The 270-nt window shown below is 50.7% G+C and carries 1 protein-coding gene; it reads right to left on the reverse strand.

Annotated elements, in window-relative coordinates; genetic code table 11:
* Positions 1-270: sigma 54-interacting transcriptional regulator (locus SB660_RS20770; protein ID WP_410584239.1), on the reverse strand; the 270-nt coding region annotated here is incomplete at both ends.

The following is a 270-nucleotide window of genomic DNA, read 5'->3' on the forward strand; positions in this document are numbered from 1 at the left end:
TCGTCACTGATCGAATCAACATGCATTTGAAACAGGTGGTTGTTTTTCTGAATAAACACTTCGGCCAGAGGCAGAATGTCTTCCTTGCGCTCCCGGAGCGGGGGAATGATCAGCGTGACAACGCTTAAGCGGTAGTATAAATCTTTGCGCAGCCGCTCTTCTGAAATGGCGGTGATCGGGTCTTCATTCATCGTGGCGATGATACGGACGTCAATCGGTTTGTCCTGAGCTGATCCGATGCGCCTGATTTTCTTTTCCTGAAGGGCGCGG

The sequence above is a fragment of the Bacillus sp. SIMBA_005 genome (genome assembly GCF_046535585.1).
Taxonomy (GTDB): domain Bacteria; phylum Bacillota; class Bacilli; order Bacillales; family Bacillaceae; genus Bacillus; species Bacillus pumilus.